We start from the raw sequence: 25,125 nt of genomic DNA on the forward strand, positions 1-25,125 counted from the left end.
GCCGGCGGCACGCGGTGGGACGGGCCGGTCAGCCGGCCGCGATGGACGCGGCGGCGGCCACCTGCACCAGCGGCCCCTGCACCAGTGGGCCCTGCACGGAGCCGCCGATGCGGCGGGCCTCGGCGAGGAGGTGGGCGCGCCAGCGCCGCCACAGCGGGGTCATCCGGGAGGTCAGCCAGACGACGTCGACGGCGTCGTCGGGCAGGACGGTGCGGATGCCGAGGGCGTGGTGGGCGGGGCGCATCGGATCGTCGGGGAGCTTGGCGATCAGCGTCTCGTCGTAGTCGAACAGGTGGGCGGGCGGGAACCCGGGCGGTAGTTCGCCCCCGCAGCCGAACACGGCGATGCGGGTGCCGGGCGGCACGGTGTCGCGCAGCCGGGCCAGTTCGGCGGTGACGTCGAGGGCGCGGACCCGGTTGACGGCCCGGCGGATGGCGGGCAGTTCCTGGCGCAGGTGCCAGGCGCGGGTGTCCTCCAGTTGGGGCAGGTGCCGGGCGAACCAGGCCCAGAGCAGCTCCAGCACCGGTTCGGGGTGCTTGCGCAGGATGGTCAGGACGTTGCTGGGGTCGTCGCCGGTGTCGACGGCGGCCTCCCGGGGGTGGGGGCTGTCCACCGCCCACGCCTCGCGGCTGACCTCGAAGGCGAGCCCGTGGCGGTCCAGGCGCAGCCCGAGTTCGATGTCCTCGCCGCCCCAGGAACGGAAGTCCTCGTCGAAGCCGCCGACGGCGTGGAAGTCGGCGGCCGGCACGGAGCAGTTGAGCGACCAGAACAGCTGCCAGGCCAGGGGGACGCGGGACAGGTCGAAGGCGGTGCTGGCGAAGGTGGCGTGCCGACCGTCCTGGAAGGAGGGCAGCGCGCCGAACGTGCGGACGATCTCCTCGGGGGTGCGGTCGCGGGTCGCGGCCTCCAGCCCGGGGACGGGGTCGCCGGGCTGGTAGCCGAAGGTGTAGCCGAGGACGGCGCGGGGCGGCCCGGGGCGGGCGTGGGCGGCGAGGTGGGCGGTGAGGAAGTCGGGGCCGGGCAGCACGCCGGTGTCGACGAACGCGAGGACGGCGCCGGTGGCCAGCCGGGCGCCGGCGTTGCGGGCGGCGGCGGCGCGGAAGCCGAGGTCGGGCTGGAAGTGGTAGCGCAGGCGGAGCCGGTCGGCGAACGCGTCGACGGCCTGCCGGGTGTCGTCGGTGGAGCCGTCGTCGGCGACGACGACCTCGTATCGCTCGGCGGGCATCCGCTGGCCGGCGAGCGCGGTCAGGGTGCCGCGTAGCAGGGGCGAACGGTTGTAGGTGGGGACGATGACGGAGATCAGTGGCGTTGCGGCGCCAGATGACATGGTGTGACTCCGGTACTCGGGGGCGTCACAACCTATCGACCGATGGCTGAGTCGTACATCAGTCGTGAGGCCTGTTCATTTCCTGCTTCCGGAATGCGGGAAGCCCTGGCCGGCGGGGCATTCCCGCATTGCCGGGCATCATTGCCGGGTATCCACGGTGACCGAAACGGCCCAGTCGCAGGCGGCGCGGCACGGGGCCGGCCCGCGTCCCGAACTGTGGGCGATGATCGCGATTTCTGGCAGGGTTGACCCCATGCTCGCCGTCCTGCGCTCCCGCGTCACCGACTGGACCCTCACCGTGCCCGTGCTGGCCGTGGTGATCCTGGCTCTGACCTGGGGCAGGGAACTGCCCCCGCTGGTCGTGGGGGTGGTCGCGACGTTCCTCGCCGGGGCGGTGCTCGCCGCCGTGCACCACGCGGAGGTGGTCGCCCACAAGGTGGGGGAGCCGTTCGGCTCGCTGGTCCTCGCCGTCGCGGTCACGGTGATCGAGGTGGCCCTGATCGTCACCCTGATGATCAGCGGCGGGGACAAGACGGTGTCGCTGGCCCGGGACACGGTCTTCGCCGCCGTCATGATCACCTGCAACGGCATCCTCGGCCTGTCGCTGCTGCTCGGGGCGCTGCGCCGCCGGGTGGCGGTGTTCAACCCCGAGGGCACCGGCGGTGCCCTGGCCACCGTGGCCACCCTGGCCACCCTCAGCCTGGTCGTGCCGACCTTCACCACCAGCCGGCCCGGCCCCGAGTTCTCCACCCCGCAGCTCGTCTTCGCCGCCGTGGCCTCGCTCGCCCTGTACGGGCTGTTCGTGCTCGTGCAGACCGGCCGGCACCGCGACTACTTCCTGCCGGTCACCTCCGACGGGACCGTCGCCGACGCCGACGGGGACGGGCACGCCGACCCGCCCTCGGCCGGCGCCGCCCTGGCCAGCCTGATCATGCTGCTGGTGGCGCTGATCGCCGTGGTGGGCCTGGCGAAGATGGTGTCCCCGGCGATCGAGGCCGGGGTGTCGGCGGCGAACCTGCCGCAGGCCTTCGTCGGCGTGGTGATCGCGCTGCTGGTGCTGCTGCCCGAGACCCTCGCCGCCGCCCGCGCCGCGCGCCGCGACCGGGTGCAGATCAGCCTCAACCTGGCCCTCGGCTCGGCCATGGCCAGCATCGGCCTGACCATCCCCGCCATCGCGATCGCCTCCATCTGGCTCGACGGGCCGCTGCTGCTCGGGCTCGGCGGCACCCAGCTGACCCTGCTGGCGCTGACCGTCGTCACCGGCGTGCTGACCGTGGTGCCGGGCCGGGCCACCCTGCTGCAGGGCGGCGTGCACCTGGTCCTGCTGGCCGCGTTCGTCTTCCTCGCCGCCAGCCCCTGATCCCTCGCCGCCACCCCTGAGGGCCGCGCGCCGGCCCGGCCCACGCGTGCGGCCCCCGGGTGCGGGCCGGTCGACCGCGATCGGGGATGGTCACCGTGTCGCCGGCCGGGCATGATCGACAGGGAGCCGGGGTAGTGGACCGGTCGGACGAGCCGGGGAGGCACTGTGACGGCACGGTCGGGACGTCGGCCCGGCGGCCCGCTGGCCGGGCTGCTGGCCGCGTTGGTGCTGGCCAGCGGCTGCGTGGTCGGCGGGGTGAACGAAGGCGCGCCGCAGCAACCCCTGCCCCGGTCGACCAGCCAGCCCAGCTCGCCGCAGGGGGAGCAGACCCGCGCCGACGGCACCACCAGCGTGGCCGAGTTCCAGGAGGACATGGCCGTCGCGGTGGACAAGGCCGAGATCTACTGGACCGCGCAGTTCCGGGCGTCGGGCCGGCGGTTCCAGCCGGTGCGGCGGGTCGTGCCCTACCAGCGGGAGGGCGAGGTCTCCTGTGCCGGGCAGGCCCTGCCCCGCAACAACGCCGTGTACTGCTCGGCGGGCGACTTCATCGCCTACGACGTCCGCTGGTCCGTGGCGGCGTTCCGGCAGGTCGGCGACGCGTTCCTCTACTACCTGCTCGGCCACGAGTACGCCCACGGCATCCAGGTGCGCCTCGGCATCCGCGCCCAGTTCACCATTCAGCAGGAGCTGCAGGCCGACTGCATGGCCGGGGCGTACATCGGCGGCTCGATCGAGGCCGGTCACCTGCGGCTGGAGGACGGCGACCTCGACGAGTTCCGGGAGGGGCTGCTCGCCGTCGGCGACGACCCCGACCAGCCGTGGTTCGCCGAAGGGGCGCACGGCACCGCCGAGCAACGCACCGACCACTTCTTCCGCGGGTACGAACAGGGCCTCGCGGCCTGCAACCTGGGCTGACGGCGTACCCGGCGGGCCGGCCGCCGGGGCGCCGCCGGGCGGCGGCGGGACCGCCGGGCGTGGACAGGGGCGGGGACCGGGTCCCGGCCGGGGCGGGCCGGCTGCGAGGATCGGGTCGACCCCGCGACGCCTGGAGGACCCCCTGAGCAGCCACCACCCCGCCGCCGTGCTCTTCGACATGGACGGCACCCTGGTCGACAGCGAGAAACTGTGGGACGTCGCGCTGCGCGAGCTCGCCGCCGAATACGGCGCCACCCTCTCCGACGCCGGCCGCAAGGCGCTCATCGGCAACAGCATGGCCGACGCGATGCGGATCCTGCACGACGACCTCGGCCAGCCGCACCGCGACCCGCAGGTCAGCGCGGCGTGGATCGACGCCCGGATCCTGGAGCTGTTCCGCACCGGGCTGCGCTGGCGGCCCGGCGCGCTGGCGCTGCTGCGCGCGGTCCGCGCGGCGGGCATCCCCACCGCCCTGGTCACCTCCAGCGGCCGCCCGCTCGTGGAGGTGGCGCTGGACACCCTGGGCCGGGACAGCTTCGACGTGGTGGTCTGCGGCGACGAGGTGGACGCGGCGAAGCCGCACCCGGAGCCGTACCTGACGGCCGCCCGGCTGCTCGGCGTGCCGATCGCCCGGTGCGTGGCGATCGAGGACTCCCCGCCCGGGGTGGCCAGCGCCCTCGCCGCCGGCGCGGCCGTGCTGGCGGTGCCGGCGGAGGTGCCGATCGCGCCGACCGACGGCGTACACCAGCTCGACAGCCTGACCGGCGCGGACCTGGAACTGCTCGCCGCTCTGCTCGGCGAGCCGCCCGCCTGACCGCCGGCCTCCCCGCGCCTGCGTCGATCTCCGTTGACGGTGCTCCGCGTGGCAACTAGGCTCCGCTGCGTGTCCGGCCCCGAGGCATCCAGACGCTAGCCACCGCTGCGCGGTGGCTGGCCCCGACAAGGGCGCGGTGAAGCTCAGCCCAGGCTGAGCCAGCGCGCCTCGTCGCCGTGCCGTCACCCACGCCGCCGCTGTTGCCCGGGATGCCGTAGCCGTCGCCCTGACCTGATCGGGCCCGTGCTGCCGTGGCTCCCGGTCGCCTCGCGCGGCGGTGCCCGGGTTCCCGGCTGGACCGATCCGCCGCGCCGTGGCCCGCCGCGTCCCCGCCCCGCCATCCACCCACGACGCGGTTGTGGAGTCGTCATGCCAATTGTGATCTACATCCTCGGGCTCGCCGTCTTCGCCCAGGGAACCTCCGAGTTCATGCTGGCCGGCCTGATCCCGGACATCGCCGCCGACCTGCGGGTCTCCGTCCCGGCAGCCGGCACGCTCACCTCGACCTTTGCCGCCGGAATGATCATCGGGGCGCCGTTGATGGCCGTGCTCAGCCTGCGCTGGCCCAGACGATGGGCGCTGCTGGTCTTTCTGACCGCCTTCATCGCCGCCCACGTCGTCGGGGCGGTCACCGGCAGCTTCGGTGTCCTGTTGGCCACCCGCGTCGTCGGTGCCGTGGCCAACGCCGGGTTCCTGGCCGTGGGGCTCGCCACGGCGGTCGGCCTGGCCGGGCCACACGCCAAGGGCCGGGCCGCCTCCGTGCTGCTCGGTGGCGTCACCCTCGCCTGCGTCGCGGGGGTGCCCGCCGGCGCCGTGCTCGGAAACCTGTGGGGCTGGCGTACGGCGTTCTGGGCGGTGGCCGCCGTCTCGGTGCCCGCCGCCGTCGCGATCCTGCGCTCCGTGCCGCCCACGCCCCCGGGCGCCCCCCTGCCCGACGCGCGGCGGGAACTGCGCGCGCTGCGCCGTCCCCGACTGGCCGTGACCCTGGCCCTGGCCGCGCTGGTCAACGGCGCGACCTTCTGCACCTTCACCTATCTGGCCCCGCTGGCCACCGAGGTCAGCGGGTACGGCAGGGCGTGGGTGCCGGCGCTGCTCGCGGTCTTCGGCCTGGGATCCTTCGTCGGAGTCACCGTCGCCGGCCGGCTGTCGGACACCCGGCCGATGCGGATCCTGGTGCCCGGCGGCCTGGCCCTGCTCGCCGGCTGGCTGCTGTTCGCGGCGACCGCCGCGATCGCCCCGGTGGCGTTGCTGCTCGTCCTCGTGCAGGGGGCGCTGTCGTTCGCCGTCGGGGCCACGCTGATCACGCTGGTGCTCTACCGGGCCGACGACGCGCCGTCGCTGGGTGGCTCCTTCGCCACCGCCGCCCTCAACGTGGGCGCGACCGTCGGTCCCCTGCTGGGCGGCGCCGCGATCGGCGCGGGCCTGGGCTACCGGTCCCCGCTGTGGGTCAGCGCGCTGCTGGTGGCGCTGGCCCTCACGGTGGGACTGGTCCCGGCTGCCCGGAGCCGGGCCCGGACGAGCCCGCCGGGGCAGCCGATCCCGTCGTAGCCCCGGCGGGCCCGGCCCGTCGCCCGCCGCGGTGGGTGCCCGGCCCGGGGCCTGCCGTGGGTGCTCGACCAGGCGCCCGGCGTGGGTGCCCGACCCGGGGCCCGCCGTGGGCACCCGGCCCGGCGCCCGCCGTTAAGAAGGGCCCCCTGCTATGCAGAATGCGTTAACAGGGGGCCCTTCCTTGCACGTCAGTCGTGGGCGATCGCGCCCAGGACGTTGATCCGGGCGGCGCGGACCGCCGGCAGCGCCGCCGCGACGACCCCGATCACCGCGGCCAGGCCGAGGAAGATCCCCATCTGCGACCACGGCAGCACCAGGTCGGTGATCCCCTCGTCCTTCAGCGCGCGGACCACCGCCGCGCCGAGGCCGGTGCCGACGGCGACGCCGAGCAGCGCGCCGAACACGGAGATCACCACGGCCTCCACGGTGATCATCCGCATGGTCTGCGCCCGGCGCAGCCCGATCGCCCGCAGCAGCCCCAGCTCCCGGGTGCGTTCCAGCACCGACAGCGCCAGGGTGTTGATGATGCCCAGCACCGCGATCACGATGGCCAGCGCCAACAGGATCTGGATCATCGTGAGCAGGGTGTCGAAACCGCTGGTCTGCTGCTCGATGTAGCTGGCCCGGTCGGCCACCGACACCTCCGGGTTGTCGGCCACCAGCGCGTCGAGCTGCGGCTGCACCTGCGACACCGGCGTGCCCGGGGTCAGCCGCACCAGCGCCGTGAACGGCTCCGGGTTGGTGAACTCCGGCCCCGCCTGCCCGGGCAGGATGATCGACCCGATGGACTGCTCGTCGGGCAGCACCGCCGCCACCGTGTACGTGTGCGGCCCCTCGCCCCGGGCGAACTGCGCGGTCAGCCGGTCACCGACCGACTTGCCCAGCTCCTTCGCCCCGGACACGCTCAGCGCCACCTGGTCCGGCTTGAGGGTGGTGGCCGTGCCCGACTGCGGCACGGTGCCGTAGATGCGGGCCATCGCGGCCAGGTCGGTCAGCGCCACCACGTACGTCCGGTCGCCGTCGACGATCGCGTTGTCGTTGTAGACGCCCAGCACCGCGTCCACCCCCGGCAGCGCGGCGGCCTTGTCCACCACCGACGCGTCGAACGTGGGCGGCCGGGGCCCCGTCTGCTCCCCGGAGATCACCAACTGCGCGTCGACGGTGCGCTCCGCCGAGGCGGAGATGCTCGACTTCGCCGAGTCCAGGATCACCGTCACCCCGGTCACCAGGGCGATGCCGACCATCAGCGCGGCGGCGGTGATCGCCGTGCGGCGCGGGTTGCGCCCCGAGTTGAGCCGGCCCAGCCGGCCCGGCACCGACCAGGCGAACAACGCCCCGAGCAGCGACACCACCGGGCGGCTGATCAGCGGGGTCAGCAGCGCCACCCCGATGAACGTGAACAGCACCCCGGCCAGGATCACCGTCAGCGTGGCCCCGCCCGCGTTGCCGGTCAGGCCCACCGCCAGCAGCCCGCCGCCGAGGGCGGTGACCACCGCCCCGGACACCGTGACCTTCGTCAGCGGCCGGTCCGGGGTGGCCACGTCCTGCATCGCCGCGATCGGCGGGATGCGCGCCGCCCGCAGCGCCGGCAGCAGCGCCGCGACGACCGTGATCAGCATGCCGACGGCGAACGCGCCGACCACCGCCTGCGGGGGCACCCCGATCCCGGCCAGCTCCAGCCCGCCGGCGAACCGGCCGAACGCCCAGGCCAGCAGCGCGCCCACCCCGACGCCCGCGCCCAGCCCGAGGACCGAGGCGATCAGGCCGACCGCGAGGGCCTCCAGCACCACCGAACCGATGATCTGCCGCCCGCTCGCGCCGATGGCCCGCATCAGCGCCAACTCCCGGGTCCGCTGCGCCACGATGATCGAGAACGTGTTGAGGATCAGGAACGTGCCCACCAGCAGCGCCACCGCGGCGAAGCCGAGCAGCACCTTGTTGAAGAACGACAGCCCCTCCTTGAGGCTGGCCGACGAGGCGGCGGAGAGCTCCTCACCGGTCTTCACGTCAAAGCCGGCGCCCAGCGTGCGGGCCACGTCGTCGCGCACCGTCTCGGCGCGCACCCCGTCGGCGACCCGCACGGTGACGTTGTTGAACGTGCCGGGCTTGCCGAGCATCAGCCGCTGGGCGGCGGGCGTGGTGAACGCGACCTCGTTCGCGCCGCCGATGGTGTCCCGGCCGCTGCTGTAGCCGAAGACCCCCACCAGGGTGAACTCGCGCCGCTTCGACTCGAACGCGGTCATCGCGCCGACCCGGTCACCCACCTTCACCTTCGCTGCCTTCGCCAGCGCCGCGTTGACCGCGATCTCGTCGTCGGCCTGCGGGCCGCGCCCCTCGCGCAGCCGCACCAGGTCGCTCTCGCCCGCCCAGTTCACGCCGAGCTGCGGCGGACCGAACGAGGTGACCACCTTGCCGTTGCTGCCGATCAGCCGGGCCCCGTCGGCGTTGACCCGACCCGTGGCAGCCGCCACCCCCGGCACCGCCCGCACCCGGTCCACCACGTCCGCGGCGAACGGCGTGGACACCTGCTCGCCCTCGCCCTCGCCCACCTCCAGCTTCGGCTTCGCGGCCACGTTGACGTCGACGCCCGCGTACGCGTCGGCGAACACCGCGTCGAAGGACCGGCCGAGGGTGTCGGTGAGCACGAACGCCCCGGAGACGAACATGACGCCGAGCACCACCGCCAGGCCGGACAGGACCAGGCGCACCTTGCGCGCCAACAGGCTCTTCATGGTCGCCCGGAACATCAGTTGCCCACCTCGGTCGCGGCGGGGACGTCCAGCTTCTTCATCGTGTCCAGCACCGTGTCGGCCGTCGGCTCGATCAGCTCCGACACGATCTCCCCGTCGGCGAGGAACACCACCCGGTCGGCGTACGCGGCGGCCGTCGGGTCGTGGGTCACCATGACGATCGTCTGGCCGTGCTCGCGCACCGAGTTGCGCAGGAAGCTCAGCACCTCCGCGCCGGAGCGGGAGTCCAGGTTGCCCGTCGGCTCGTCGGCGAAGATCACCTCGGGGCGGGCGACCAGCGCCCGCGCGCACGCCACCCGCTGCTGCTGACCGCCGGAGAGCTGCGCCGGGCGGTGGTCGAGCCGGTCGCGCAACCCCACCGTCGCGATCACCACGTCGTACCAGGCCGGATCCGGCTTGCGCCCGGCGATCGACAACGGCAGCAGGATGTTCTCCTTCGCCGTCAGCGTCGGCAGCAGGTTGAACTGCTGGAAGATGAAGCCCACCTTGTCGCGGCGCAGCTTCGTCAGCCCCGCGTCGCCGAGCCCCGTCACCGTCGTGTCGCCGATCGCCACCGTGCCCCGGGTCACCGAGTCCAGGCCCGCCAGGCAGTGCATCAGCGTCGACTTGCCCGACCCCGACGGGCCCATGATCGCGGTGAACCTGCCCCGCTCGAACTCGGCGCTCACCCCCCGCAGCGCGACGACCTGCGCCTCGCCGCTGCCGTACACCTTCCACACGTCGCTTGCGCGGGCCGCGGCCTGCGCCTGGCGGCCTGTCGTCGCGGTCACGTCATCTACCTCTTCCGTCGGGTGGGCCGCACCGGCCCCCGCTGGCCCGGTGCGGGCATGTGCCCATCCTCAGGCCCCCGCGGCGCCGAACCCTCCGACTTCGGGCGGACCCACGGCGGATTTCCCGCTGCGGGTGGGCCCCGATTCCGGCTCAGGGTTGCCCCTGACCGCTACGCCCCCGCCTCACCAGGTCAACGGCTACCCCCGGGGCCGCACCAGACCCGACTCGTACGCGAGCACCACGGCCTGCACCCGGTCACGCAGCCCCAACTTCGTCAGCACGTGCCCGACGTGGGTCTTCACCGTCGTCTCGCTGACCGTCAACTCCCGGGCGATCTCCGCGTTGGACAGCCCCCGCGCCACCTGCACCAGCACCTCCCGCTCGCGCTCGGTGAGCGTGCTGAGCGCCCTCGGCGGCGTCGCCGCCGGATCGGGCAGCGAGTCGGCGAAGCGGTCCAGCAGCCGCTTGAGGATCCGCGGGGCGACCACCGCCTCCCCGGCGGCGACCGTGCGGATCGCGGTCACCAGGTCCTCCGCCGGCACGTCCTTGGCCAGGAAACCACTGGCCCCGGCGCGCAGCGCCCCCACCACGTACTCGTCGAGGTCGAACGTCGTCAGGATCAGCACCCGCACCGGCAGCCGGGCATCGACGATGGCCCGGGTCGCGGCCACCCCGTCCATCCGGGGCATCCGGATGTCCATCAGCACCACGTCCGGCAGCAGCCGGCGGGACAGGTCCACCGCCTCCACGCCGTCGCCGGCCTCGGCCACGATGTCCAGCCCCTCCTCGGAGCCCAACACCATCCGGAACCCGGTGCGCAGCAGCGGCTGGTCGTCGGCGAGCAGGATCCGCACCGGCCGCGGCGGCGTCGCGCCCTCTTCGGTCATCTGGGGTCCCCCCGTCGCGCCGGCCCGGCCGGCTGGTCGTGACGCGGCCCGGTCACACCGGCACCGCCCCGAGCTGCTCCACCGGAATCCTCGCGTACACCCGGTAACCGCCGCCGGGCCGGGCCCCGGTGCGCAGCGTCCCGCCGTAGAGGCCCACCCGCTCCCGCATGCCCACCAGCCCGTGCCCGACCCGGACCGCGCCCGGCGCCGGCCCCCGACCGGTGTCGGTGACCTCCACCGCCAGGTACGCCGCGCCGAACGTCAACCGCACCACCGCCGTCGCCTCCCCGGCGTGCTTGAGGGCGTTGGTCAGGGCCTCCTGCACGATCCGGTAGACCGTCAACGCCACCCCCTCCTCCAACGACCCCGGCTCGCCCTCGACCCGCAACGTCACCGGCAGCCCCGCCTCGCGCACCTGCTCCACCAGCGGCTCGATGCCCGCCAGCCCCGGCTGCGGGGCCAGGTCGGCCGCCGGCTCCGCGTCGGTGCGCAGCACGTCCAACAGCCGGCGCAGCTCCCGCAGCGTCGCCCGGCCGGTGTCCTCGATCGTGGCGATCGCCTCGTCGGCGGCGTCCGGGTCGCGGCGCAGCACCCGCCGGGCCCCGGTGGCGAGGACCCCCATCACGCTCACGTGGTGGGCCACCACGTCGTGCAGCTCCCGGGCGATGCGCCGCCGCTCGTCGGCCACCGCCTGCTCGGCCAGGGACCGCTGGTTCTGCTCGGCCACCCGGGCCCGCTCCCGCAGCGCCTCGGTGGAGGCGCGGCGGGCGTGCACCGCCCGGCCCACCGCGTACGCCACCACGGCGACGAGCAGGTTGTTGAGCACCAGGTAGGCCGGACCCACCTCGAAGACCGTGTCGGCGATCGGGTCGAGGACGTTGACCGCCGCCACCGGCACCCACAGCGCCACGGCGGCCAGCGCCGCCGGGTGCGCCCGGTGGTGCGCCGCCATCGTGTACGTCAACGCCACGAAGGTGAGGCTCTGCGTGTTCGGGGCGTGCCCGAACAACACCGGCACCGCCAGGGTCGCCACGGCGGCGGCCACCGCCGGCCACGGCGCCGCCCGGCGCAGCGCCACCGGGGCGGCACACAGCACGCTCCAGCCCAGCGCCGCAGGCAGCGGGCCGGGCCGGAAGTCGACCGGGGTGAGCAGGACGAAGAGGGCGTCCACCAGCACCACGGCGACGGCGAGCAGCGCGTCGGCGGCCAGCCGGTGGCGGCGCAGCCACGCCCTCAACCCTGCGGTCATAGGGGAACGCTAGCCGCCGCCACGCGGGATCGATCGTCGCCGACGGTGAACCCGGTCTCCTCCTCAGGGAGGACGCTCACTCGTCCGCGCCGGGCGGGCTGGGCCGCGACCGGGCGTCGACCAGCGGATCCGCCGAGGCGGCCGCCGCCGGGAACGGCGGCGGGGTGCCGCCGAAACTCGGGCACAGCGCCCGGTGGTTGCACCAGTCGCACAGCCGGCTCGGCCGGGGCCGGAAATCCTGCCGGGCCGTCGCCGCCTCGATCGCCTGCCACAATGCCACCACGGTGCGCTCGAACCGCGCCAGCTCCTCCGCGTCGGGGGCGTAGTCGCAGACCTCCGCGTCCTTGAGGTAGAGCAGCCGCAACACCCGCGGCACCACCCCGCGGGTGCGCCACAGCACCAGCGCGTAGAACTTCAGCTGGAACAACGCCCGCGCCTCGAACGCCTCCCGGGGCGCGCCGCCGGTCTTGTAGTCGACTACCCGCAGCGCCCCGTCGGGGGCCACGTCCAGACGGTCGAGATAGCCCCGGATCAACAGCTCGTCGTCGACCACCGCCGAGATCAACGCCTCCCGCTCGGCCGGCTCCAACCGGCGCGGGTCCTCCACCGCGAAGTAGCCCCCCAGCAGCCCGGACGCCGACCGCAGGAACTCCGCCGTGCCGTCGGGATCGGCGGCGTCGAACAGGGCCGCCAGCTCCGGCTGCTCGGTGACCAGCCGGTCCCACTGCGGGGCCACCAGGTCACCGGCCGCCTCCGGGGTGCGCCCGGCCGCCGGCAGGTCGAACAGCCGCTCCAGCACCGCGTGCACCAGCGTGCCCCGGGCCTGCTCCACGCTCGGCCGCTCGGGCAGCCGGTCGATGCTGCGGAACCGGTAGAGCAGCGGACACGTCTTGAAGTCGGCCGCCCGCGACGGCGATAGCGACGCCCGGACCGTCGCCGGCACCTCCGCCGTGGCCCGCGCCTGCTGCTGGTCGATCACCGGTTCCGCCGTCATGCCCGGAAGGTTAGGCCACCGGTCCGACAAGCCCACCGCGCCGCTCCGGCAGGTGCCCGTCGGCGTCGGGTCCGTAGCATCGGGGCGATGGAGCCGCCGCAGACCGACCGACCGCCGCGCCGTCCCACCCGCCCCGGCCTCACCGTCGGCCGGATCCTCGGCGTGCCGCTGCACCTCAACGGGTCGATGCTGCTGCTGGCCCTGCTGGTCACCGTGACCTACGCCGAGTTCGCCCGCCGCCAGCTCGACCTGTCCCAGCTCGGCGCGTACCTGATCGGCGTCGGGTTCGTCGTGTCGCTGCTCGGCTCCGTGCTGCTGCACGAGCTCGGCCACGCCCTCACCGCCCGCCGCTACGGCATCGGCGTGCGGGGCATCACCCTGGAACTGCTCGGCGGATACACGGAGATGGACCGCGACGCCCCCAGCCCCCGCGTCGACCTGTTGGTCTCGCTGGCCGGCCCGGCCGTCTCCGCGGTGCTCGGCGCCGCCGCCGTCGCCGCCACGTTGGCGCTGCCCGACGGCACCCTGACCAACCAGCTCGCCTTCCAGCTCGCGGTCAGCAACGTCATCGTCGCGCTGTTCAACCTGCTGCCCGGCCTGCCGCTCGACGGCGGCCGCGCCCTGCGGGCCGCCGTGTGGGCGGTCACCCGCGACCGGCACACCGGCACCGAGGTCGCCGGCTGGGTCGGCCGGGTCGTCGCCGTCGGCACCGTCGCGGCGACGCTCGTGCTGACCGTCAACCGGCTGCTGGCGCCCCTCGCCCTGCCGCTGATGCTGCTCGTCGCGGTCACCCTGTGGCGCGGGGCGGGCCAGTCCATCCGGCTGGCCCGGATCAGCCGCCGCTTCCCGCTGATCGACCTGCGCCGACTGGCCCGCCCCGTCCTCGCCGTACCCACCGGCACCCCGCTGGCCGAGGCGCAGCGCCGCCGCGCCGAGGGCGACCGCCCCGACGCCGCGCTCGCCGTCACCGACGGCGCCGGCCGGCCCGTCGCGCTCGTCGACCCCGTCGCCGCCGACGCCGTGCCGCCGGCCCGCCGGCCCTGGATCGCCGTCGACGCCGTCGCCCGCGCCCTCGCCGGCCTGCCCGTCCTGCCGGCCGGCCTCGACGGGGAACGGGTCATGGAGGCCGTGCGGACCCACCCGGGCGCACAGTACGTCGTGACGGCAGGCGAAGATGTCGTCGGCGTTCTGCACATCGCGGACCTGGCGCAGCTCCTGGAACCCAAACGGAAGATGAACACGTGACCGCACATCCCCCCACCCTCCCGGCCGACCCCGACGCGCCGGCGTCCGCCGACACCCCGGCGTCGCCGCCCGTGCCGGCGGCCCACGGCAGCGCCGCGCCGGGCCTCCGCCACGCCAGGGGCCCCTTCCGCCCCGGCGACCGGGTGCAGCTGACCGACCCGAAGGGGCGGATGCACACGGTCACCCTGGAGCCCGGCAAGGAGTTCCACACCCACCGCGGGATCCTCGCCCACGACGCGCTCATCGGGCTGCCCGACGGCAGCGTGGTCACCACCTCCGGCGGCGGCACCGCGTTCCTCGCGCTGCGCCCCCTGCTGTCGGACTACGTCCTGTCCATGCCGCGCGGCGCCCAGGTGATCTACCCGAAGGACTCGGCGCAGATCGTCGCCATGGGCGACATCTTCCCCGGCGCGAAGGTCCTCGAGGCCGGCGCCGGCTCCGGCGCGCTGAGCTGCTCCCTGCTGCGGGCCGTCGGCACCACCGGCGAACTGCACTCCTACGAACTGCGCGACGACTTCGCCCAGATCGCCCGCCGCAACGTCGAGGCGTTCTTCCACGGCCCGCACCCGGCGTGGCGGCTGCACGTCGGCGACGTCGCCGACTGCGCGGAGACCGGCTTCGACCGGATCATCCTGGACATGCTCACCCCCTGGGAGGCCCTCGACATGGTCGAGCGGGCCCTCGTGCCCGGCGGGGTGTTCATCGGCTACGTCGCCACCACCCCCCAGCTGTCGGAGCTGGTGGAAGCGCTGCGCGAGCGCGGCGGCTGGACCGAGCCGCGCGCCTGGGAGTCCCTGGTGCGCGACTGGCACGCCGAAGGGCTCGCCGTGCGCCCCGACCACCGGATGATCGCGCACACCGCGTTCCTCGTCTCCGCCCGCCGGCTCGCCCCCGGCGTCACCGCACCGCCCCGGCGGCGCAAACCCAGCAAGGGCGCCGAGGCGTACGCCGAACGCAAGCAGGCGCTGCGCGCGGCCGCCGAGGCCCGCCAGGCCGCCGCCGCCCAGGCCGCCGGGGCGCTGCCCGACACGGCGGAGGAGCGTGGGGTGGCCGGATGAGCCAGCCGGGCTTCGGCGGTCAGGACGTGCCGGCGGTCTTCCCCGACTGGTCGCCCTACCCGGACCTCGAATCGGCGGCGCGGGCGTACCTGCGGGACCCGGACGTCGCCCTGGAGGCCCTGGGCGGGGTGCTGCGCGGCGCGTCCGTGCTCGGCTTCACCCTCGAACGGTTCGTCAACGAGGTCAACGGCGTGTGGCAGGAGGTCGTGGTCTGCGACGGCAGCCGCCTCGTGCTCTGGCACGGCGAGGACGTGCCGCCGGGGGAGGGGCCGCCCGGCTCGATGACCTCGTCGCTGCGGGTGGTGCCGGTCTCCACCGTCACCGAGGTCGGCTGCCGGCGGCGGCTCACCCGCACCGACGACGGCCGGATCCGGGTCGACAGCATCGACGTCTACCTGCTGCTCACCTCGCTCGACGAGGCACCGCCCGGCGACGAGATCGGCGGGGTGCCCCGGCACGACGCGCTGCGCTTCGGCAAGACCCTCGACGACGGCGGGGCGGGGCAGATCGCCCGGCTGGAGGAGTTCGCCCGGACGGTCGCCGCCGTGGTGGGCCGGCCGCTGCTCTGAGCCCGGCCCGCCGGGCGACGCCGCCCGGGTCGCCCCGCCCGGGGCGACCCGGCGGGTGCCCGGTCGACGCTCAGTCGTCCGCGGCGTCCGGGCTCAGTCGTCCTCGGCGTCCGGGCCGGCGACCTCGACGCCGTCGCCCCGCACCACGTGGATGCACTCGCCCGGGCACTCCTTCGCCGAGTCGATCACCTCAAGGCGCAGGTGCTCGGGCACCCCCACCCGGCTGCCCGGGGCGAGCTGCAACTCGCCGTCGGCACCCTTGACGTAGGCCAGCCCGTCGACGTCGAACTCGAAGACCTCCGGCGCGTACTGCACGCACAGGCCGTCACCCGTGCACAGATCCTGGTCCACCCAGACCTGCAACTGGTCGGTCGCGACCTCGCTCACCGGCGTACCCCCATGTTCTCCCGTCCCACGACACGACGGTACCCGAACGCCCCGACCTGCCCCCGTGGCCACCCGTGGCGATCAAGGTTCAGTGACGAGGGCGTTGCGTGGGACCGAATCGGCCTCATAGCGGCTAGTGTTAGGGCAGAACGTTCAAGCCCCCCGGGGAGGTGGGACGTGGCACGCAGCGACGACGCGGACTCGCGCGCCGCACGGTGGGAGAAGGAGGCCCACGATCTCTCCACGCAGGTCGCGTTCCTTCAAGAGGAACTCGCTCTGGTGCGGCGCAAGTTGACCGAAAGCCCCCGACACGTCCGGCAGCTCGAAGAGCGGCTGGCGGCCACCCAGGCACAGTTGGCGCGGCTGACCGAGAACAACGAACGGCTCGTGAGCACTCTCAAGGAGGCCCGAGCGCAGATCGTGACGCTCAAGGAGGAGATCGACCGCCTCGCGCAACCGCCGAGTGGCTACGGTGTCTTCCTGGCAGCGCACGAGGACGGCACGGTGGACGTGTTCACCGGTGGGCGCAAGCTCCGGGTGGCCGTCTCACCCTCGCTGGACGTCGCGGAGCTGCGACGTGGCCAGGAGGTCCTGCTCAACGACGCGCTCAACATCGTCGACGCGTTCGGTTTCGAGCGGGTCGGCGAGGTGGTGATGCTCAAGGAGATCCTCGCGGGTCCCGAGGGCGCTCCGGGCGACCGGGCGCTGGTGGTCTCGCACTCCGACGAGGAGCGCATCGTGCACCTCGCCGAGACCCTGATCGGCTCGCCGATCCGGGCCGGCGACTCGCTCATGATCGAGCCCCGCTCGGCGTACGCGTACGAGCGGATCCCGAAGAGCGAGGTCGAGGAGCTGGTCCTGGAGGAGGTGCCCGACGTCGACTACACCGACATCGGTGGCCTCCAGTCGCAGATCGAGCAGATCCGCGACGCGGTGGAGCTGCCCTTCCTGCACGCGGACCTGTTCCGTGAGCACCAGCTCCGCCCGCCCAAGGGCATCCTGCTCTACGGCCCGCCCGGCTGCGGCAAGACGCTCATCGCCAAGGCGGTGGCGAACTCGCTGGCCAAGAAGATCGCCGAGCGGCTGGGCAAGGAGAGGCACACCAGCTTCTTCCTCAACATCAAGGGCCCCGAGCTGCTCAACAAGTACGTCGGCGAGACCGAGCGGCACATCCGGTTGATCTTCCAGCGGGCCCGGGAGAAGGCCGGCGAGGGCACGCCGGTGATCGTGTTCTTCGACGAGATGGACTCCATCTTCCGCACCCGCGGCTCCGGCGTCTCCTCCGACGTGGAGAACACGATCGTCCCCCAGCTGCTCAGCGAGATCGACGGCGTGGAGGGGCTGGAGAACGTCATCGTCATCGGCGCCTCCAACCGGGAGGACATGATCGACCCGGCCATCCTGCGCCCCGGCCGGCTCGACGTGAAGATCAAGATCGAGCGGCCGGACGCCGAGGCGGCCAAGGACATCTTCTCCAAGTACATCCTCTCCGGGCTGCCGCTGCACCCGGACGACCTGGCCGAACACGGAGGCGACGCCCAGGCCACCGTCGCCGCCATGATCGACGCGGTCGTGCTGCGGATGTACTCCGAAACCGAGGAGAACCGCTTCCTCGAGGTCACCTACGCCAACGGCGACAAGGAAGTCCTCTACTTCAAGGACTTCAACTCCGGCGCGATGATCCAGAACATCGTCGACCGGGGCAAGAAGATGGCGATCAAGGAGTTCCTCACCTCCGGACGCAAGGGCCTGCGCCTGCAGCACCTCCTCGACGCCTGCGTCGACGAGTTCCGCGAGAACGAGGACCTCCCCAACACCACCAACCCCGACGACTGGGCCCGCATCTCCGGCAAGAAGGGCGAACGGATCGTCTACATCCGCACGCTCGTCTCCGGCGGCAAGGGCACCGAGGCCGGCCGGTCGATCGAGACCGCCAGCAACACCGGCCAATACCTGTAACCACCCCCGACGACACGACCGGGGCCCGCGACAGCGACGTCGCGGGCCCCGTCGCGTCCCCGCACCGGCACGACACCCGCCCCGACGTGGCCGCCCGCCGCGCCCCCGCACCGCGCGACGCGGACTACGCTCGACGTGACGGGGGACCGGGTCGGCGAGCGAAGCGGGTAGGTTGATGAGCGTAAGACGGATCATGGGCACCGAGGTCGAGTACGGCATCTCCGTGCCCGGCCAGGCGGGGGCCAACCCGATGGTCACCTCCTCCCAGGTGGTCAACGCCTACGGGGCACGCCCCGAACTCAACCGGGGCGGCCGGGCCCGCTGGGACTACGAAGAGGAGTCGCCGCTGCGCGACGCCCGCGGCTTCACCTACTCCGGCGCCGCGTACGACCCCGCCGAGGCCCTCGCCGACGAGGACCTCGGGCTGGCCAACGTCATACTCACCAACGGCGCCCGTCTCTACGTCGACCACGCCCACCCCGAATACTCCACCCCCGAGGTCACCAACCCCCTCGACGTGGTCCGGTGGGACAAGGCCGGCGAACGGGTGATGGCCGAGGCCGCCCGCCGGGCCGCCACCATCCCGGGCACCCAGCCCATCCACCTCTACAAGAACAACACCGACAACAAGGGCGCCAGCTACGGCGCCCACGAGAACTACCTGATGCGCCGGCAGACGCCGTTCGCCGACATCGTCGCCTACCTGACGCCGTTCTTCGTCACCCGGCAGATCGTCTGCGGCGCCGGCCGCGTCGGCATCGGCCAGGACGGCGGCGCCAGCGGCTTCCAGATCTCCCAGCGCGCCGACTTCTTCGAGGTCGAGGTCGGCCTGGAGACGACGCTCAAGCGGCCCATCATCAACACCCGCGACGAGCCGCACGCCGACGCCGACAAGTACCGCCGGCTGCACGTCATCATCGGCGACGCCAACCTGTCGGAGATCTCCACGTACCTCAAGGTCGGCACCACCGCCCTGATCCTCACCATGATCGAGCAGAAGGCCCTCGGGCCGGACCTGGGCATCGCCGACCCGGTGAGCGAGCTGCGCGCCGTCAGCCACGACCCGTCGCTGAAGCACCTGATGCGGCTGCGCGACGGGCGTCGGCTGACCGCCCTGGACGTGCAGTGGGCCTACTTCGAGCGGGTCAGCTCCTTCGTGGACGACCGGTACGGCACCGACGTCGACGAGCAGACCGCCGACGTGCTCGACCGCTGGGAGAGCGTGCTCGACCGGCTCGGCCGCGACGCGTTCGAGTGCGCCGACGAGCTGGACTGGGTGGCGAAGCTGCGGCTGCTGGAGGGCTACCGGGAGCGGGAGAAGCTCGGCTGGGGCTCGCACAAGCTCCAACTGGTCGACCTCCAGTACTCCGACGTGCGGCCGGAGAAGGGCCTCTACCACCGGCTCGTGCAGCGCGGGTCGATGAAGACGCTGCTGACCGACGAGCAGACCCGCACGGCGATGACCGAGCCGCCGGAGGACACCCGTGCCTACTTCCGGGGCCGCTGCCTGGCCCAGTACGCCTCCGAGGTGGTCGCCGCGAGCTGGGACTCGGTGATCTTCGACGTGGGCCGGGAGTCGCTGGTGCGGGTGCCGATGATGGAGCCGGAGCGGGGCACCCGCAAGCACGTCGGCGCCCTGTTCGACCGGTGCGTCAGCGCGAAGGACCTGCTGGAGACGCTGACCGGCGGCTGACCCTGCGTGGGCCCGAAAGCCCGCCCCGCGCCAAGCCGGCGCGCGGCGGGCTTTTCGTCGCCTCCGCGAGGTAAGTTCATCGGAGACGATCGTGGAGGAGGCAGCAATGGCCACTCGTGACAGCGGCGGGCAGTCGCAGTCGGGCAAGGCCCGGCAGGGCGAGGAGATCGAGGACGTCACCACCGAGGCGAACCCGGAGGTCGCCGAGCGGCACGCCGAGATCACCGAGGACGTCGACGACCTGCTCGACGAGATCGACTCCGTCCTGGAGGAGAACGCAGAAGAATTCGTGAGGGGATACGTCCAGAAAGGGGGTGAATGATACTATATGTCCGATTTGCCCAGCGCATCGGACAAGAGGTGTCCCCAGTGTGAGCGCCTGCTGCCCACGACCGAGTTCCACCGCAACCGGCGGCGCGCGGACGGGCTGGCTTTTTACTGCAAGAGCTGCGCGGCGGCCCGCTCGGAGGCGAGCCGCCGCAAGCGCGGGATCAGCGCGCCGAAGAGGGCTCCGGTTCCGGTCCCCGTCGGGCTGAAATGGTGTCCCGACTGCGGAGACATCAAGCCGCTTGAGGACTTTCCGCGCACCAGGAAGGCCGGCGGGCGGCACACGTACTGCAAACCGTGCCACAACGCCCGTGGCAGGGAAACGGTGCAGCGGCTCTACGGTGGCACCCGCGAATACCACCTCCGTCGCCGCTACGGGGTGGGGCAGAAGGAGTTCGACGAGCTCCTCGCCGAGCAGGGCGGGGTCTGCGCGATCTGTGGTGGCGCGGACCCGCAACATCTGGACCACGATCATCGCACCGGCTGGGTGCGCGGGATACTCTGCTTCAACTGCAACGGCGGTCTTGGCCAGTTCCGTGACAGTCCTACGAGACTGGCCAGGGCGATCACGTACCTGAGAGGAACCACGTGGCAGCGGGCTTTGATCCATCCGGGCGTCTACCAGATGCGTTCACCAACGCGGGGACGTCGTCCTTCACGTCTTTCCTGAGCAGGGTGGCCCCCGAGATGCTGCCCGGCCGTCGGCCGTTGCCGCCCGGCATGGCCGCCGACCTGGCGCCGCACGCGACCACCATCGTGGCCATCTCGGCCGCCGGTGGCGTGGTGATGGCGGGCGACCGCAGGGCCACCATGGGCAATCTGATCGCCCAGCGGGACATCGAGAAGGTGCACCCGGCCGACGCGTACTCGCTGGTCGGCATCGCGGGCACCGCGGGCATCGGCATCGAGCTGATGCGACTGTTCCAGGTGGAGCTGGAGCACTACGAGAAGATCGAGGGCGCGATGCTCTCGCTCGACGGCAAGGCCAACCGGCTGGCGTCGATGATCCGGGGCAACCTGGGCGCGGCCATGCAGGGCCTCGCGGTGATCCCGCTGTTCGCCGGGTTCGACCTGGCCGCCGCCGACCCGGCGCGGGCGGGGCGCATCTTCAGCTTCGACGTCACCGGTGGCCCCTACGAGGAGACCGGTTACGACGCGATCGGCTCCGGTTCGATCTTCGCGCGGTCGGCGTTGAAGAAGCGGTTCCGGGCGGGCCTGTCGGTCGACGACGCGGTGCGGCTCGCGGTGGAGGCGCTCTACGACGCGGCCGACGACGACACGGCCACCGGTGGCCCGGACCTCACCCGCCGGATCTACCCGGTGGTGATGACGGCGACGGCGGAGGGCACCCACCGGCTCACCGACGCCGAGACGGCCGCGATCGCCGAGGCCGTGGTGGCCGGCCGGATGGAGAACCCGGGCGGCTGAGCCCCGCCTCCGCCTTAGTCAGCAGTCGTCGTCAGCACAGCGCCCAAAGGAGAACCGCCGCCGTGGCCATGCAGTTCTACGCCTCGCCCGAGCAGATCATGCGCGACCGCTCCGAGCTGGCCCGCAAGGGCATCGCCCGGGGCCGCAGCGCGGTGGTCGTGAGCTACTCCGGCGGGGTGCTCTTCGTCGCGGAGAACCTCTCCAGCACCCTGCACAAGGTCAGTGAGATCTACGACCGGATCGGCTTCGCCGCCGTGGGCCGGTACAACGAGTTCGAGAATCTGCGTCGCGCCGGGGTCCGGATGGCCGACCTCAACGGCCTGAGCTACGACCGGCGGGACGTGACGGGTCTGGCGTTGGCCAACGCGTACGCGCAGACCCTCGGCGCCATCTTCACCGAGCAGTCGAAGCCGTTCGAGGTGGAGATCTGCGTGGCGGAGGTGGGGGCGACGCCGGAGGCCGACGCGCTCTACCGGTTGACGTACGACGGTTCGGTCAACGACGAGCCGGGCCGGATGGCGATGGGTGGGCAGGCCGAGGCGATCTCCGGTGTGCTCAAGTCGCAGCACCGGCCGGACATGTCGCTCGGTGAGGCGGTCCGGGTGGCCGTGGCGGCGTTGGGCAGCGTCGGCGGTGAGGGCGGGGCGGCGCGGACGATCGCGGCCCACCAGTTGGAGGTGGCGGTCCTGGACCGGCACCGCAAGGGCCGGACGTTCCGGCGGATCACCGGTGCGGCCCTGACCGCGCTGCTGGACGCCGAGGCGGAGGAGTCGAAGGAGCCGGCGACCGAGGAGCGTCCGGAGACCCCGGCGACGCCGACGCAGGAGGCGGGGAAGCCGACGACGTCGGCGGGTTCGGCGGACCTGGAGGGGTAGCGCGGGTCCGACACGCCCGGGGCGTGACCGTTCGGCAACAGTGATCACCTGGCCGGCCACCCAGATGGGTGGCCGGTCGCGTGTGTCCGGGTGGTCAGCCCTGCCCATTCGGGGCCGGAGAGGACTAATGTCAACTCATGGAGCGGCGAATCTTCGGCCTTGAGACCGAGTACGGCGTCACCTGTACCTACCGTGGGCAGCGGCGGCTGTCCCCCGACGAGGTCGCGCGGTACCTGTTCCGTCGGGTGGTGTCGTGGGGCCGGTCGAGCAACGTGTTCCTGCGCAACGGTGCCCGGCTCTATCTGGACGTGGGGTCCCACCCGGAGTACGCGACGCCCGAGTGTGACTCGGTGGTGGACCTGGTGGCCCACGACCGGGCGGGGGAGCGGATCCTGGAGGGGCTGCTCATCGACGCGGAGAAGCGGCTGCACGACGAGGGCATCGCGGGTGAGATCTACCTGTTCAAGAACAACACGGACTCGGCGGGGAACTCGTACGGCTGTCACGAGAACTACCTGGTCTCCCGGCACGGCGAGTTCGGCCGGCTGGCGGACGTGCTGATTCCGTTCCTGGTGACCCGGCAGTTGATCTGCGGGGCGGGCAAGGTGTTGCAGACGCCCCGGGGTGCGGTCTACTGCCTGTCGCAGCGGGCGGAGCACATCTGGGAGGGGGTGTCGTCGGCGACGACGCGGAGCCGGCCGATCATCAACACCCGCGACGAGCCGCACGCGGACGCGGAGCGGTACCGGCGGCTGCACGTCATCGTGGGTGACTCGAACATGAACGAGGTCACCACGCTGCTGAAGGTCGGTTCCGCGGACATCGTGCTGCGGATGATCGAGGCGGGGGTGGTGATGCGGGACCTGTCGCTGGAGAACCCGATCCGGGCGATCCGCGAGGTGTCGCACGACATCACGGGCCGGCGGAAGGTGCGGCTTGCCTCCGGCAAGGAGGTCAGCGCGCTGGAGATCCAGCAGGAATACCTGGCGAAGGCGACGGAGTTCGTGGAGCGCCGGGGCGGGGACCAGACGGCCAAGCGGGTGGTGGAGCTGTGGGGCCGGGTGCTGCGGGCGGTGGAGACCGGTGACCTGGAGCCGGTGTCGCGGGAGATCGACTGGGTGTCGAAGCTGCGGCTGATCGAGCGGTATCAGCGCAAGCACGACCTGCCGTTGTCGCATCCCCGGGTGGCGCAGATGGACCTGGCGTATCACGACCTGCGGCGTGGGCGGGGCCTGTACGGGCTGTTGGAGCGGCGCGGGGAGGTGGACCGGGTGGCGACGGATCCGGAGATCTTCGAGGCGAAGGAGACGCCGCCGCAGACGACGCGGGCGCGGCTGCGGGGGGAGTTCATCCGGCACGCGCAGGAGAAGCGGCGTGACTTCACGGTCGACTGGGTGCACCTGAAGCTCAACGACCAGGCGCAGCGCACCGTGCTGTGCAAGGACCCGTTCCGGGCGTACGACGAGCGGGTGGAGCGGTTGATCGCGAGCATGTGATCCGGTGGGCCCCCTCGTGCGGCGCTGGTCGCGGCGGGAGGGGGCCGTCCGGGTAGGCTGGCGCTGCCATGATGTCTGAACCTCCGGGGCGCGAGCGCGGCGCCGAGAAGTTGAATTGGATCGACCGCCGCCGGGAGAAGATCCGCGCGGAGGTGGAGCGGAACCGGCGCGGCGAGTACACGGTGCCGACGTGGGTGTTGGCCGCGGCGTTGGTGGTGATCGTCGGCGGCTGGCTGGCGTTGATCTTCCTGGCCTGAGGTCTCCCGCGCCGCCTGGCCACAGCCGCGCCGCCTGGCCACAGCCGCACAGCCCGGCCGTAGCCGCGCCCGGCCGCCGCGCTGCCCGGCCGTAGCCGGGACGACGGCGAATCAGCGGGCGAGGGCGGCGGCGTGCCGGCCGGCGGCTGCGGCGGCGAGGAAGTAGGCGTGGTCGGCGTCGAGGCCGCGGCCCATGGTGGACAGGGGCACGGGGCTGGCGCGCAGCGCGGCGTCGAGCCCGTCGGTGGGGACCCGGACGATGCGGTGCCGCCCGGCGAGGGGGACGAGCGCGGCGTCGATGTCGTCGGCCAGGGCGGCGGGCAGGTCGTCGGGCACGACGAGGTCGGCGGGGGCGAGGGCGACGCGACCGTACGCGGTGAGGCTGTGGTGGGACACGCCACGGTGCCGGGGGCGGGGGTCGGCGTCGGAGATGCGCAGGGAGCCGACGGGTTTCCCGCCGAGGGCGGCGACGGCGTTGACGGCCTCGCCGACGGCCACGCCCGAGTAGCCCCAGCGGGTGCCGGTGCCGAGGTTGCCGGGACCCTGGGCGCAGATGACCACGTCGGCGGCGAGCACGTGCCGGGCGGCGAGCAGGCCGCTGTGCACGGTGGTGGCCTCCAGGTCGCCGCCGAACGCCTGCCCGACGCTGACGGTGCCGGCGAGCCGGCCGCGCAGCCCGTCGAGGGCGCGGGAGAACCAGGCGGGCAGCGCGCCGCCGTCGGTGAGCAGGTAGGCGACGCGGGCGTCGGGGGCGTCGGCGTGGATGCCGGCGAGGATGGCGGGCAGGGCGGAGTGCAGGTCGGCGGTGACGACGGGCAGGCCGGCGACGTCCTCGGCGGCGGCGAGCACCTCGCGGTGGGGGCTGGCCTCCTCGTCGACGCCGAGCAGGATGGGTTGCAGGGGCGTGTAGCGGGCCTTGACGAGGTGCCCGGCGTCGCGGGTGTCGCCGGCCTGCGGCGGGTCGGGCGGCAGCCGGTCGGGCAGGGCCACGACGAGCGCGTACCCGCCGGTGCCGAGGCCCATGAGCAGCGCCCCGGCGTTGAGGAGCACCCGGTCGCCGGGCGCGGGGCGGCCGACGAGGTGCGGGTAGGCCAGGGCCCGCATGGTGGTGCCGTCGGCGAGTGTGACGTCCAGTTCGATCGCGCCGGTCCACTCCCGCCGCAGCGCCGTCACGGTTCCCGCCCGCCATCGCACCATGCGGTGCACGCTAGCGGTT

General features: G+C 73.2%; 22 protein-coding genes and 1 pseudogene. 15 read left to right on the forward strand and 8 right to left on the reverse strand.

Annotation, left to right across the window (positions count from 1 at the left end; genetic code table 11):
• Window positions 1-28 precede the first annotated feature (28 nt).
• Complete coding sequence (locus tag LPA42_RS22555; RefSeq protein WP_228986838.1) at window positions 29-1,327, reverse strand: glycosyltransferase; 1,299 nt, start codon at window positions 1,325-1,327, stop codon at window positions 29-31.
• Window positions 1,328-1,580: 253 nt separating this feature from the next.
• On the opposite strand from LPA42_RS22555, the gene LPA42_RS22560 reads away from it, so the two are divergent.
• From LPA42_RS22560 to LPA42_RS22575, 4 genes are all read left to right on the forward strand, one after another.
• Window positions 1,581-2,687 carry a calcium:proton antiporter gene (locus LPA42_RS22560; RefSeq protein WP_077939978.1) on the forward strand — a complete coding sequence of 369 codons (1,107 nt, stop codon included), beginning with the start codon at window positions 1,581-1,583 and terminating at the stop codon, window positions 2,685-2,687.
• A gap of 165 nt (window positions 2,688-2,852) precedes the next feature.
• A complete protein-coding gene (locus LPA42_RS22565; RefSeq protein WP_077939979.1) occupies window positions 2,853-3,602 on the forward strand; it encodes a neutral zinc metallopeptidase in 750 nt (249 codons plus the stop codon).
• A 166-nt stretch (window positions 3,603-3,768) separates the two neighbouring features.
• Window positions 3,769-4,416 (forward strand): HAD family phosphatase, encoded by a 648-nt coding sequence (locus LPA42_RS22570; RefSeq protein WP_077939980.1) that lies wholly within the window; start codon window positions 3,769-3,771, stop codon window positions 4,414-4,416.
• Window positions 4,417-4,785: 369 nt separating this feature from the next.
• Window positions 4,786-5,964: a Cmx/CmrA family chloramphenicol efflux MFS transporter gene (locus LPA42_RS22575; protein ID WP_077939981.1), complete on the forward strand. Its 1,179-nt coding sequence runs from the start codon at window positions 4,786-4,788 to the stop codon at window positions 5,962-5,964.
• A gap of 188 nt (window positions 5,965-6,152) precedes the next feature.
• Here the strand turns inward: LPA42_RS22575 and LPA42_RS22580 are convergent, their stop codons facing one another.
• The 5 genes from LPA42_RS22580 to LPA42_RS22600 form a co-directional block, all read right to left on the reverse strand.
• Complete coding sequence (locus LPA42_RS22580) at window positions 6,153-8,711, reverse strand: ABC transporter permease (protein WP_077939982.1); 2,559 nt, start codon at window positions 8,709-8,711, stop codon at window positions 6,153-6,155.
• Window positions 8,711-9,484, reverse strand: coding sequence for an ABC transporter ATP-binding protein (locus LPA42_RS22585; protein WP_077939983.1), 774 nt, complete (start codon window positions 9,482-9,484; stop codon window positions 8,711-8,713). The genes LPA42_RS22580 and LPA42_RS22585 overlap by 1 nt, the downstream gene beginning before the upstream one ends.
• Window positions 9,485-9,682: 198 nt before the next feature.
• A complete protein-coding gene (locus LPA42_RS22590; protein WP_077939984.1) occupies window positions 9,683-10,372 on the reverse strand; it encodes a response regulator transcription factor in 690 nt (229 codons plus the stop codon).
• A gap of 52 nt (window positions 10,373-10,424) precedes the next feature.
• Complete coding sequence (locus LPA42_RS22595) at window positions 10,425-11,621, reverse strand: sensor histidine kinase (RefSeq protein ID WP_077939985.1); 1,197 nt, start codon at window positions 11,619-11,621, stop codon at window positions 10,425-10,427.
• Window positions 11,622-11,697: 76 nt separating this feature from the next.
• Window positions 11,698-12,615 (reverse strand): PD-(D/E)XK nuclease family protein, encoded by a 918-nt coding sequence (locus LPA42_RS22600; protein WP_077939986.1) that lies wholly within the window; start codon window positions 12,613-12,615, stop codon window positions 11,698-11,700.
• An 87-nt stretch (window positions 12,616-12,702) separates the two neighbouring features.
• Between LPA42_RS22600 and LPA42_RS22605 the strand changes: the two genes are divergently transcribed.
• From LPA42_RS22605 to LPA42_RS22615, 3 genes are all read left to right on the forward strand, one after another.
• Window positions 12,703-13,860, forward strand: a complete 1,158-nt coding sequence (locus LPA42_RS22605) for a M50 family metallopeptidase (protein WP_077939987.1) — start codon at window positions 12,703-12,705, stop codon at window positions 13,858-13,860.
• Between the two features lie 71 nt (window positions 13,861-13,931).
• On the forward strand, window positions 13,932-14,918 hold the full coding sequence (locus LPA42_RS22610; RefSeq protein ID WP_077940026.1) for a tRNA (adenine-N1)-methyltransferase: 987 nt from the start codon (window positions 13,932-13,934) through the stop codon (window positions 14,916-14,918).
• The gene (locus LPA42_RS22615) at window positions 14,915-15,487 is read left to right on the forward strand and encodes a hypothetical protein (protein ID WP_043968814.1); all 573 of its coding nucleotides are present in this window, start codon (window positions 14,915-14,917) and stop codon (window positions 15,485-15,487) included. Before LPA42_RS22610 ends, LPA42_RS22615 begins: the two co-directional genes overlap by 4 nt.
• A 93-nt stretch (window positions 15,488-15,580) precedes the next feature.
• Here LPA42_RS22615 and LPA42_RS22620 read toward each other — a convergent pair whose 3' ends face one another.
• Window positions 15,581-15,874, reverse strand: a complete 294-nt coding sequence (locus tag LPA42_RS22620; RefSeq protein ID WP_043968816.1) for a ferredoxin — start codon at window positions 15,872-15,874, stop codon at window positions 15,581-15,583.
• A gap of 177 nt (window positions 15,875-16,051) precedes the next feature.
• On the opposite strand from LPA42_RS22620, the gene arc reads away from it, so the two are divergent.
• The 8 genes and pseudogenes from arc (at window position 16,052) to LPA42_RS22660 (ending at window position 23,909) form a co-directional block, all read left to right on the forward strand.
• Window positions 16,052-17,833, forward strand: coding sequence for a proteasome ATPase (gene arc, locus LPA42_RS22625; RefSeq protein WP_043968817.1), 1,782 nt, complete (start codon window positions 16,052-16,054; stop codon window positions 17,831-17,833).
• Window positions 17,834-18,008: 175 nt separating this feature from the next.
• The gene (gene dop / locus LPA42_RS22630; RefSeq protein WP_077939988.1) at window positions 18,009-19,526 is read left to right on the forward strand and encodes a depupylase/deamidase Dop; all 1,518 of its coding nucleotides are present in this window, start codon (window positions 18,009-18,011) and stop codon (window positions 19,524-19,526) included.
• Between the two features lie 106 nt (window positions 19,527-19,632).
• Window positions 19,633-19,848: a ubiquitin-like protein Pup gene (locus LPA42_RS22635; RefSeq protein ID WP_036375672.1), complete on the forward strand. Its 216-nt coding sequence runs from the start codon at window positions 19,633-19,635 to the stop codon at window positions 19,846-19,848.
• Between the two features lie 6 nt (window positions 19,849-19,854).
• Window positions 19,855-20,523: an endonuclease VII domain-containing protein gene (locus LPA42_RS22640; RefSeq protein ID WP_077939989.1), complete on the forward strand. Its 669-nt coding sequence runs from the start codon at window positions 19,855-19,857 to the stop codon at window positions 20,521-20,523.
• Window positions 20,442-21,281, forward strand: coding sequence for a proteasome subunit beta (gene prcB / locus LPA42_RS22645; protein ID WP_043968823.1), 840 nt, complete (start codon window positions 20,442-20,444; stop codon window positions 21,279-21,281). The genes LPA42_RS22640 and prcB overlap by 82 nt, the downstream gene beginning before the upstream one ends.
• A gap of 62 nt (window positions 21,282-21,343) precedes the next feature.
• Window positions 21,344-22,036 (forward strand): annotated as a pseudogene (gene prcA / locus LPA42_RS22650) (proteasome subunit alpha); the annotation flags it as partial.
• A gap of 257 nt (window positions 22,037-22,293) precedes the next feature.
• Window positions 22,294-23,652 carry a Pup--protein ligase gene (gene pafA, locus LPA42_RS22655; RefSeq protein WP_043968825.1) on the forward strand — a complete coding sequence of 453 codons (1,359 nt, stop codon included), beginning with the start codon at window positions 22,294-22,296 and terminating at the stop codon, window positions 23,650-23,652.
• Between the two features lie 68 nt (window positions 23,653-23,720).
• The gene (locus LPA42_RS22660; RefSeq protein ID WP_077939991.1) at window positions 23,721-23,909 is read left to right on the forward strand and encodes a hypothetical protein; all 189 of its coding nucleotides are present in this window, start codon (window positions 23,721-23,723) and stop codon (window positions 23,907-23,909) included.
• Window positions 23,910-24,020: 111 nt separating this feature from the next.
• On the opposite strand, the gene LPA42_RS22665 is transcribed toward LPA42_RS22660, so the two are convergent.
• Complete coding sequence (locus LPA42_RS22665) at window positions 24,021-25,106, reverse strand: DUF3866 family protein (protein ID WP_077939992.1); 1,086 nt, start codon at window positions 25,104-25,106, stop codon at window positions 24,021-24,023.
• Window positions 25,107-25,125: the final 19 nt, after the last annotated feature.

Source organism: Micromonospora sp. DH13 (assembly GCF_020873825.1).
Taxonomy (GTDB): domain Bacteria; phylum Actinomycetota; class Actinomycetes; order Mycobacteriales; family Micromonosporaceae; genus Micromonospora; species Micromonospora haikouensis.

Coding starts and splice junctions, on each gene's coding strand:
- LPA42_RS22555 (WP_228986838.1), bottom strand. CDS start 1,327: ATGTCATCTGGCGCCGCAACGCCACTGATCTCCGTCATCGTCCCCACC.
- LPA42_RS22560 (WP_077939978.1), top strand. CDS start 1,581: ATGCTCGCCGTCCTGCGCTCCCGCGTCACCGACTGGACCCTCACCGTG.
- LPA42_RS22575 (WP_077939981.1), top strand. CDS start 4,786: ATGCCAATTGTGATCTACATCCTCGGGCTCGCCGTCTTCGCCCAGGGA.
- LPA42_RS22580 (WP_077939982.1), bottom strand. CDS start 8,711: ATGTTCCGGGCGACCATGAAGAGCCTGTTGGCGCGCAAGGTGCGCCTG.
- LPA42_RS22590 (WP_077939984.1), bottom strand. CDS start 10,372: ATGACCGAAGAGGGCGCGACGCCGCCGCGGCCGGTGCGGATCCTGCTC.
- LPA42_RS22595 (WP_077939985.1), bottom strand. CDS start 11,621: ATGACCGCAGGGTTGAGGGCGTGGCTGCGCCGCCACCGGCTGGCCGCC.
- LPA42_RS22600 (WP_077939986.1), bottom strand. CDS start 12,615: ATGACGGCGGAACCGGTGATCGACCAGCAGCAGGCGCGGGCCACGGCG.
- LPA42_RS22605 (WP_077939987.1), top strand. CDS start 12,703: ATGGAGCCGCCGCAGACCGACCGACCGCCGCGCCGTCCCACCCGCCCC.
- LPA42_RS22615 (WP_043968814.1), top strand. CDS start 14,915: ATGAGCCAGCCGGGCTTCGGCGGTCAGGACGTGCCGGCGGTCTTCCCC.
- dop (WP_077939988.1), top strand. CDS start 18,009: ATGAGCGTAAGACGGATCATGGGCACCGAGGTCGAGTACGGCATCTCC.
- LPA42_RS22635 (WP_036375672.1), top strand. CDS start 19,633: ATGGCCACTCGTGACAGCGGCGGGCAGTCGCAGTCGGGCAAGGCCCGG.
- LPA42_RS22640 (WP_077939989.1), top strand. CDS start 19,855: ATGTCCGATTTGCCCAGCGCATCGGACAAGAGGTGTCCCCAGTGTGAG.
- pafA (WP_043968825.1), top strand. CDS start 22,294: ATGGAGCGGCGAATCTTCGGCCTTGAGACCGAGTACGGCGTCACCTGT.
- LPA42_RS22660 (WP_077939991.1), top strand. CDS start 23,721: ATGATGTCTGAACCTCCGGGGCGCGAGCGCGGCGCCGAGAAGTTGAAT.
- LPA42_RS22665 (WP_077939992.1), bottom strand. CDS start 25,106: ATGGTGCGATGGCGGGCGGGAACCGTGACGGCGCTGCGGCGGGAGTGG.